The sequence below is a fragment of the Synechococcus sp. R3-13 genome (genome assembly GCF_047462195.1).
GTDB lineage: Bacteria > Cyanobacteriota > Cyanobacteriia > Thermostichales > Thermostichaceae > Thermostichus.
In genome coordinates, this window is sequence record NZ_JANSIO010000038.1 from 1 (window position 1) to 8,212 (window position 8,212).

Below are 8,212 nucleotides of genomic sequence, written 5' to 3' on the forward strand. Positions count from 1 at the left end.
GGTCGTAGAGGGCCAGCTCCTGGCCGGAGAGGGGGGTTTGGCTGGGCAGGCGAAACTCCGATCCGGCAGGACGAATGGCCTCGTGGGCTTCTTGCGCCCCTTTGGTTTTGGTGGTGTACTGACGGGGCTCGGGGCTGAGATATTCTCTGCCGTACATCGACTCCACGCAGGCGCGGGCAGCGCGGATGGCCTGCTCCGACAGGTGGACCGAATCGGTGCGCATGTAGGTGATGTAGCCCTCTTCGTAGAGCTTTTGGGCAATGCGCATCGTCTGCTGGGCCGACAGGTGCAGCTTGCGGTTGGCCTCCTGCTGCAGGGTGGAGGTGGTAAAGGGAGGGGCAGGTTTGCGGGTGGAGGGGCGCTCTTCCACAGAGCTGACGATCCAGGCTTTTCCCAGCAAGCGATCCCGCAGGGCCTCGGCCTGGGCCTGATCCAACAACACCACATCCCGCCCGGCAATGAGCTGGCCGGTGCTGGGATCGAAGTCTTGCCCATTGGCCAGGCGTTTGCCACCCAAGCTCACCAGCTCTGCTGGAAAGACAGCCTGCTGGCCGGCGACGGTCGTTTTGGGCTGCAGCTCCGCTTTGAGATCCCAGTAGGAGGCTTTTCTGAAGGCGCGCCGCTCCCGCTCTCGATCCACCAAAAGCTTGACCGCCACCGACTGCACCCGCCCTGCCGAGAGTTTGGGGGCAATTTTTTTCCACAGCAGCGGCGACAGGGTATAGCCCACCAGGCGATCCAAGATGCGGCGGGTCTCCTGGGCACGCACCAGTTGTTCATCCACCTCACGGCAGTTTTGCAGCGCCTCCTGAATGGCCTCGCGGGTAATCTCGTGGAACACCATGCGGCGGGTGGGCACTTTGGGTTGCAGCACCTGCTGCAAGTGCCAGCTAATGCTTTCCCCTTCGCGGTCTTCGTCGGTGGCCAGGATCAGCTCGTCCGCCTTCTTGAGCGCTTCCTTCAGCTCCTTGACCACCTTTCTTTTGTCCTTGGGGATGACGTAGAGGGGCTCGAAGTCGGCGTGGACATTGACCCCCAGGCGGCTCCACTCTTCTCCTTTCAATTCTTCTGGAATTTCAGATGCCGAATCGGGGAGATCCCGCACATGTCCCATCGAGGCCTGAACCTCATACCCCGCAGGCAAGAATCCACGGATGGTACGGGCTTTGGTGGGAGATTCGACAATGACCAGCTTAGGCATAATTGAGGTTGGCAGCAATCGGCTTAGGTTGTCGCATTTCCCGCCCCAAGGATTGGGCGGGCCAGCATACACTGCAAGAGGTGCTTAAGATAGACAGCCTACTTTTCTGGAGCGTAGCAAGTCTACCTGCGCTTGACCAGCCGTCATCGGCGATGATCCGAGCGGTCTGGCCCCATCTGGCTGCTTTGCAGGACGATGAAACTACACCATTTTTCCATTCGCACCGCCGATATCTTCCGCTCCATCGCCTTTTACGAGGGGTTGGGCTTTGCGGTGGAAGAACGCTTTACTGCCGGGATCACGCTGGCCTGCTGGATGCGCGGCCCCTGGGGGCGTTTGGAGCTGATGCAGGTGCCGGAGCCCCGGCCTGCCCCGGATCCCTTTGGGGATCCCCACTATGTGGGCTACTATCACCCCGCTTTTGAGGTGGGCCCCGAATGGGGATCCCTGGCCAACTACCTAGAACATTTGCGAGCGCAAGTGCCCCTTACCCTGCTGCTGCCGCCCCAGCTCCAGCAAATTGGGGGCCAGGTCTATGAAGTGGCGTTCATCGCCGATCCCGATGGCCTGCCGATCGAGCTCATTCGTCCCCAGGGATCCTCAGGAGAGAGTCTGCCCCAACGCCCAGAGGACATTAATAAATAAAAATAGTTGGATAACTAGTTGATGGGTTAGAGGATCTAATTTGGGTGGGAGCGGTCGTTCCCCCTTGTCCAGATCCTGGAGAGCCAACCCTAAAGCTAAGCTAGTAGAGCTTCTGGGGAACTTGAGAGAAGGGTTTGTTGGCCGCTTGTCAGTTCAGCCTCACCTGATATGAAAGCTCAGCTTCCGGTGACGATTTTGACAGGTTTTTTGGGCAGTGGCAAAACCACGCTGCTCAAGCGCATCTTGGAGGAGGAGCATGGGTTGCGCATTGGAGTGATCCTCAACGAGTTTGGCGAGATTTCCATCGATGGCGAGTTGGTCAACATGCCCGAGGGGGGGCTGATGCAGCTCAACAATGGTTGCCTCTGCTGCACGGTGCGAGAGGATTTTGAACGGGCGGCCCGCCAGCTGCTCCAGCATGCCCAGGCGTTGGACTATCTGGTGGTGGAAACCAGCGGCGTGGCGGATCCCAGGCAGGTGACCGAGCTATTTGTGCAGAGGGTCTTTCATGAGGAGTTGCGCCTGGATGGCGTGGTGACCTTGGTTGACGGTGCCGAATACTGGCGCAATTTCCAGCGCTCGCAAACCGCCGCCCACCAGATCGGCAGCGCTGACATTTTGTTGCTCAATAAGGTGGATTTGATCGACGAAGCCGAACGAGAGCGGATCCTTCTCGATCTGCGCCGCTACAACCCCGCTGCCCCTTGCCTGCTCACCACCCATGCCCAGGTGCCTCTGGCCCGCATCTTGGATGTGCATGCCTTCCGCCCAGAATTGTGGGATCCCAGGCTCCCCAATGCAGAGACTGAGGCCCACCATAGCCATCACCTCGAGGAAGACGGGATCCAATCGGTGAGCTTTCAACTGCAGCAGCCGCTGGATTTGGCGGCTTTTCGCGATTGGCTACAAGACATGCCCGAGACCCTTTTTCGCGCCAAGGGGGTGCTGTGGGTTGTGGATGAGCCGCAGCGGGTTATCTTTCATCAGGTGGGCCAGCGGCAAACCCTTTTTCTGGAACGGGACTGGGATCCCGATGAGCCCCGCCTGTCCAAAATTGTGTTGATTGGCAAAGGGCTGGAGCCGGAACAGCTGGCTGCCGGCCTCAGCCGGGTGTGCGGGGCAACCGCCGCTGGCTAGAGATCCTCTTCACCACTGCCTATTTCTTTCAATTTCTAGATTGGGTGATCTGGGATGGCTCGCAGCAAACTTTCAGAGCAAGAACAACAGCAAATTGTTAGCGCCTACCGCGGCTCAGCAGCGACCGCCGTCGAATTGGCGGAGCAATTTCAGGTGAGCATCACCACCATCACCCGCGTGTTGAAGGAAAATATCGCCGCCGATGAGTACCAGCGGTTGATCCATCTCAAACGCTCGGCTGCCCGCCGCAAAGACATGGGGGAAAAAGCTGTTGTTTGCGGGATCCCAGCCTTGGAGCAGCAGATCTTGCCGCTGGAACCGGAGTTGCCTTCTCCATCTCCCTTGCCGGAGCCCCCCGCAGAGCCGAACGCAAACGAGGAAGGCGAGGATAACACTGCTGGGACGGAGTCTCTGCCAGAACTGCCCCCAGAAGAACTGCCGTTGGCGGCTGGGCTTCGGGAAGATCTGGAGGATGTGGAGGAAGAGACCGAAGAAGACCGTGACCTTGAAGACGAGGACGAAGATGAGGACGACCCTGACTATCCCTTAGAAGATGAAGATGGGCCAGAAGAGGATCCCCTCACCGATCCCGGCTATCGAATTCAGGTGTTGCCCCTGGAAGAGCTCACCCTACCGGAAACCTGCTATGTCGTTGTTGACCGCTACCAAGAACTGACCACCCGCCCTCTCAAAGAATTCTTTGGCTCGGGATCCCTGCCCATCGAAGGGATGGATAACGCCAATACGCTGCCGATTTTCGACAGCCACAAGGTGGCCCGCCGCTTTTCCGAAATGAGCCGTCGGGGCAGCAACACCTACCCACCCTACCGGGTAATCCAGTTTCCCGGCTACATTCTGGAGATTGTGCGCACCCAACTGCAAAAGAAAGGCATCACCCATCTGCTCATGGATGGGCAGATCTACAGTCTTTGACCAGCTCCTCAAGCTCAGGAGCGGGGGATTCCCGTTACTGGCGCAGGTTTGCAGCCCTGCGTGAACGCCGTCGGCCTACTTCGCCACAGCAGCAGTACCCGTCTCCCTAGGAGCCTGGGCTGCCCCGCTCCCACGAGCCACCCACGCCAACGGAGCTGAAGGCTCCTAACCTCAGTCTCATCGCAGGCAGAGATGGCGCCAAGCTTGCCCTCATTCCACAGCCGTCGCCGCGTATTCCAGCTCCTCTTCCACCACTTCCGGTGGGGCCTCTGCCGCTTGTCCTTGCTTAGCGGCCAGCAGTTGCTCACGGTACTTGGCTGCCATTTCCTCAGCCTTCTCGTAAACCAGCTTGGGATCCCGAATCATGTCGCCGGGATTGGGCTCCAGTTGCTTGGTGGACAGCGAGATCCGTCCCCGCTCCGCATCCAGATCGATGATCATCACCTTCACTTCGTCGTTGACGTTGAAGACGCTGTGGGGCGTATCGACATGATCGTGGGAGATCTCGGAAATGTGCAGCAGGCCGGAGACGCCGCCAATATCGATAAAGGCACCATAGGGCTTGATGCCCCGCACCGTGCCAACCACCACCTCGCCCACTTCCAGCTTGTTCATCTTCCGCTCCACCAAGGCGCGGCGATGGCTCAACACCAAGCGGTTGCGGTCTTCGTCCACCTCTAAAAACTTCAGGGGCAGCTCTTCGCCCACCAGCTCTTCTTTTGGCTTGCGGGTGCTGATGTGGGATCCGGGGATAAAGCCCCGCAGCCCCTCAATCCGCACCAGGGCTCCACCTCGGTTGGTGGCAAAAATGGTTGAGCGAACGGTGGCATCTTCTTTCTGGAGCTGCCGTACCCGTTCCCAGGCCCGCATGTACTCGATGCGGCGGATGGAGAGGGTCAGCTGTCCCTCTTCGTTTTCTTCGGTGAGGATAAAAAACTCGCGGGTTTCTCCCGGCTGCAGCATCTCGTGCGGGTCTTCCAGGCGGCTAATCGACATCTCCTGGAGCGGCAGAAAGGCAGCCGTTTTGGCCCCAATATCGATCAAAGCACCGCGTGGCTCCACCGAGAATACTGTACCCGCCACAATTTCGCCAGGGCTGAAGTGATAGTCGTACTTATCCAGAAGGGCGGCAAAGTCTTCAGTGGTAAAACCTACATCGGCAGCAGTGAATCGACTCATAGGGGTGCAGTAACAGATCAGTTGCGCGGGATAAAGGGTAGAAGGCCAATCGAGTTTGGCAGGATCCCACTTCCACTTTCCCACCTGGGGAGGATGTGGCTGGGAAATACCATCGTAGCTTAGAGGAGCGTCTTTTGTGGCAAGTTTCCCGGCATCTTGCCAAGCTGAAAGATAGAAGATTCGGAGGAAGAGCAATTGCACTTTATCGACCAAGCCGAAATTGAAGTGCAAGGGGGAAATGGCGGGGATGGCATCGTTGCCTTCCGCCGTGAGAAGTATGTGCCGGCTGGGGGGCCATCCGGCGGCAATGGCGGGCGGGGCGGCTCGGTGATCTTGGTGGCCGATCCCGGCCTGCAAACTCTGTTGGATTTTCGCTTTCAACCGGTGATCAAGGCGGAACACGGGGCCAAAGGGGGGCCCAACCATCGCAGCGGGGCCAGTGGTGCGGATCGGCTGGTGCGGGTGCCCTGCGGTACTGTGGTGTTCAATGCGGAGACTGGGGAATTGTTGGGCGATCTGGTGGGCAAAGGGGATCAATTGCTGGTAGCCCGTGGGGGCAAAGGCGGCTTGGGCAATGCCCATTTTTTGAGCAACCACAATCGTGCCCCCCGCCAATTTACCAAGGGCGAAGCAGGAGAACGGGTGCGCCTGCGCCTGGAGCTGAAGTTGATCGCCGAGGTGGGCATTGTCGGCCTGCCCAATGCGGGCAAGTCCACTCTGATTTCGGTGGTCTCCTCTGCCCGGCCCAAGATTGCCGACTACCCCTTCACCACGTTGCAGCCCAATTTGGGGGTGGTGCCCCATCCATCGGGAGATGGGGTGGTGTTTGCCGATATCCCGGGGCTGATCGAGGGGGCGCACTTGGGGGTGGGGCTGGGCCACGAGTTTTTGCGCCATGTGGAGCGTACCAGGGTACTGATTCATTTGGTGGATGGCACGGCGGCGGATCCCGTCAAGGATTACCAGGTTATTCAGCAGGAGCTGCGCGCCTACGGCCACGGGTTAATCGATAAGCCACAAATCCTGGTTTTGAACAAGATCGATGTTCTGGATCCCCAGCAGGTTGCCGAGCGCACCCAGAGGCTGTCTGCCGCTGCCGGCACTTCCGTAGTGGCCATTTCTGCAATTGCCAAGCAGGGGCTGGATGCCCTCTTGCAGCGGGTGTGGCAGTGCCTGGGTCGGGGATCCCAACAGTCTGCGGAGTTGGATCTTGTGGGGGCAAAATCCATCCAGTCCTAGGGCAGAAGAATCTTAGAATGGGAAAGCCCCTGCCTTCCCAGAACCCAGAGACGAGTGGCCATGTATATCTCGGCGGAGGATCTGCCACCGGATTTGCGTCAGATTATGTTGGCCGTTGAACAGGCGGCTCAGGCGAGGGCGGGAGCGTGTGTGGAGCTGCTGATGCTCCTGCGGCTGCTGGAGGAGTTGCACCGCGCGATCCTGGAAGGTGCCTTTCGGGAGTCTTTGCCCAATACCCGTCAAGCTCTGTATCGGGTGCTTCAAGATTTGGAAGAAGCGGGCGACTGGCCCTATCTGCCCCGTCTGCACATCCAAGCCCTGATGCAACAACTGAAGGACTGGCCCGAATCTCAGGGATCCCCGCCCGCGTCGGTGCCACCGACCCCTCGCCCTCTTGTGGAAAACCCCCTGGGGGGTAGCTGCTCCCAGTCTTGACCTCTTCCCATCTGCCCGATGGCCGAGTACTTTAAGCTGCATCCGCAACAGCCCCAGGCCCGTTCCATCCGGCGGATTGCGGCGGCTTTGCGGGAGGGGGCGGTGATGCTTTACCCCACCGATACAGTCTATGCCATTGGCTGCGATGTGACCCACAAACAAGCAGTGGAGCGGGTACGCCGTATCAAGCAGCTCTCCAACGACAAGCCTCTTACCTTTTTGTGCCCTTCTCTCTCACGCATTGCCCACTATGCCCAGGTAACCGATTCGGCCTATCGGCTGATGCGGCGGCTGATCCCCGGCCCGTTTACGTTTCTGTTGCCGGCCACCAAGCTGGTGCCCAAGTTGGTGATGGATCCCAAGCGGAAAACCACCGGCATCCGGGTGCCCGACTCGGCCATTTGTCAGGCTTTGCTGGAAGAGTTGGGCAATCCAATTGTCTCCACCTCTGCCAAGCTGGGGGGGGATCCCGTCGGATCCCTGGACTTAAGTTCTGGGCAAGCCTGGGAGTGGGAGAGCGACCCCTGGGATGAGGGTGGGATCTTTGCGGCTGAAGAGATGCGGCAGTTGGAAAAACAGGTGGATCTGGTGCTGGATGACGATGCCCCCCGCCGGGCCAAGGTCTCTACGGTAATCGATTTGACCGGATCCGAGCCGCTGGTGGTGCGGGCCGGGCTAGGGTATGAGCAGGTGGCAGATCTAAATCTGAAACCCGTAGAAGAAGACGGTTGAGGGCAGAGGGATCCCGCGTTCTCTAAAATAGGGTCAGTGCCTTCGGAGTGTGCCCATGTCTGAGGCCCTGGCTCAGCAAAAATCGGCTCTCCTGCACCTACTGGAGGCGACCGACCGGGGCCGGAAAGTTTCCCCTGACCAAAAAGCCCAGATTTTGTCTCAAATTGCCGCCCTAGAAGCGCTCAACCCCACCCCCAAGCCAACATCGGCCCCTGAAGGGTTGGAGGGGAACTGGCTCACCCTCTTTACCACCAGCACAGCTCTGCTGCGGCTGGCACAGTTGCCTTTTTTGACCACCGGCGAGATCTACCAGTGTATTCGGGCCAAGGCTGGACGGGTCTTCAACGTGGCGGAGATCCAGGGATCCGGTTGGCTGGAGGCTTGGATGCCACGGGGAGTCTTGGCTGTATCAGCGCGCTTTTACCCCGAATCTGAGCGCCGGGTGAGGGTGATTTTCGAGCGATTGGTGCTCGGATCCCAAGCTTTGATGAGCTACGAGATCGAGAGTTTTCTCTATTTGCTCGAGCGGGCTCCGGAGCGGATCCCGGCTATTCAAATCGATATCCGCCGCCGCGAGCCAACGGGTTGGCTGGATATCACCTATTTGGATGAAGATTTGCGGCTGGGTCGGGGCAGCGAGGGGAGTGTATTTGTTCTAAAGTGGGTCGGCTAGTCGGAGGATCCAGAGGACTCCGTTTCCGCCCTTTTGTG

9 protein-coding genes are annotated in these 8,212 nt (G+C 59.1%); 7 read left to right on the forward strand and 2 right to left on the reverse strand.

Translation table 11 applies throughout. The features are described from left to right. Positions 1-1,201, reverse strand: a 1,201-nt coding sequence (gene topA, locus NW856_RS01220) for a type I DNA topoisomerase (RefSeq protein ID WP_414398684.1), incomplete at its 3' end; no start/stop codon positions are given. A gap of 195 nt (positions 1,202-1,396) precedes the next feature. Here topA and NW856_RS01225 point away from each other — a divergent pair. The 3 genes from NW856_RS01225 to NW856_RS01235 all read left to right on the forward strand — a co-directional run bounded on the left by NW856_RS01225 (position 1,397) and on the right by NW856_RS01235 (position 3,916). Beyond that, positions 1,397-1,846, forward strand: a complete 450-nt coding sequence (locus NW856_RS01225; RefSeq protein WP_414398685.1) for a VOC family protein — start codon at positions 1,397-1,399, stop codon at positions 1,844-1,846. Between the two features lie 168 nt (positions 1,847-2,014). Beyond that, positions 2,015-2,983, forward strand: a complete 969-nt coding sequence (locus NW856_RS01230; protein WP_414342593.1) for a CobW family GTP-binding protein — start codon at positions 2,015-2,017, stop codon at positions 2,981-2,983. 54 nt (positions 2,984-3,037) lie between these two features. Beyond that, on the forward strand, positions 3,038-3,916 hold the full coding sequence (locus NW856_RS01235; RefSeq protein ID WP_414398686.1) for a hypothetical protein: 879 nt from the start codon (positions 3,038-3,040) through the stop codon (positions 3,914-3,916). Positions 3,917-4,126: 210 nt separating this feature from the next. On the opposite strand, the gene NW856_RS01240 is transcribed toward NW856_RS01235, so the two are convergent. Beyond that, positions 4,127-5,095 carry a 30S ribosomal protein S1 gene (locus NW856_RS01240; RefSeq protein WP_011433921.1) on the reverse strand — a complete coding sequence of 323 codons (969 nt, stop codon included), beginning with the start codon at positions 5,093-5,095 and terminating at the stop codon, positions 4,127-4,129. A gap of 195 nt (positions 5,096-5,290) precedes the next feature. Between NW856_RS01240 and obgE the strand changes: the two genes are divergently transcribed. From obgE to NW856_RS01260, 4 genes are read left to right on the forward strand one after another with little or no spacing between them, the layout of a single operon-like run. Continuing rightward, on the forward strand, positions 5,291-6,334 hold the full coding sequence (gene obgE, locus NW856_RS01245; protein WP_414398688.1) for a GTPase ObgE: 1,044 nt from the start codon (positions 5,291-5,293) through the stop codon (positions 6,332-6,334). A gap of 60 nt (positions 6,335-6,394) precedes the next feature. Continuing rightward, positions 6,395-6,769, forward strand: coding sequence for a hypothetical protein (locus tag NW856_RS01250; RefSeq protein WP_238376778.1), 375 nt, complete (start codon positions 6,395-6,397; stop codon positions 6,767-6,769). An 18-nt stretch (positions 6,770-6,787) separates the two neighbouring features. Beyond that, positions 6,788-7,501, forward strand: a complete 714-nt coding sequence (locus tag NW856_RS01255; RefSeq protein ID WP_414398689.1) for an L-threonylcarbamoyladenylate synthase — start codon at positions 6,788-6,790, stop codon at positions 7,499-7,501. Positions 7,502-7,556: 55 nt separating this feature from the next. Then, positions 7,557-8,174, forward strand: a complete 618-nt coding sequence (locus NW856_RS01260; protein ID WP_414398690.1) for a PAP/fibrillin family protein — start codon at positions 7,557-7,559, stop codon at positions 8,172-8,174. Positions 8,175-8,212: the final 38 nt, after the last annotated feature.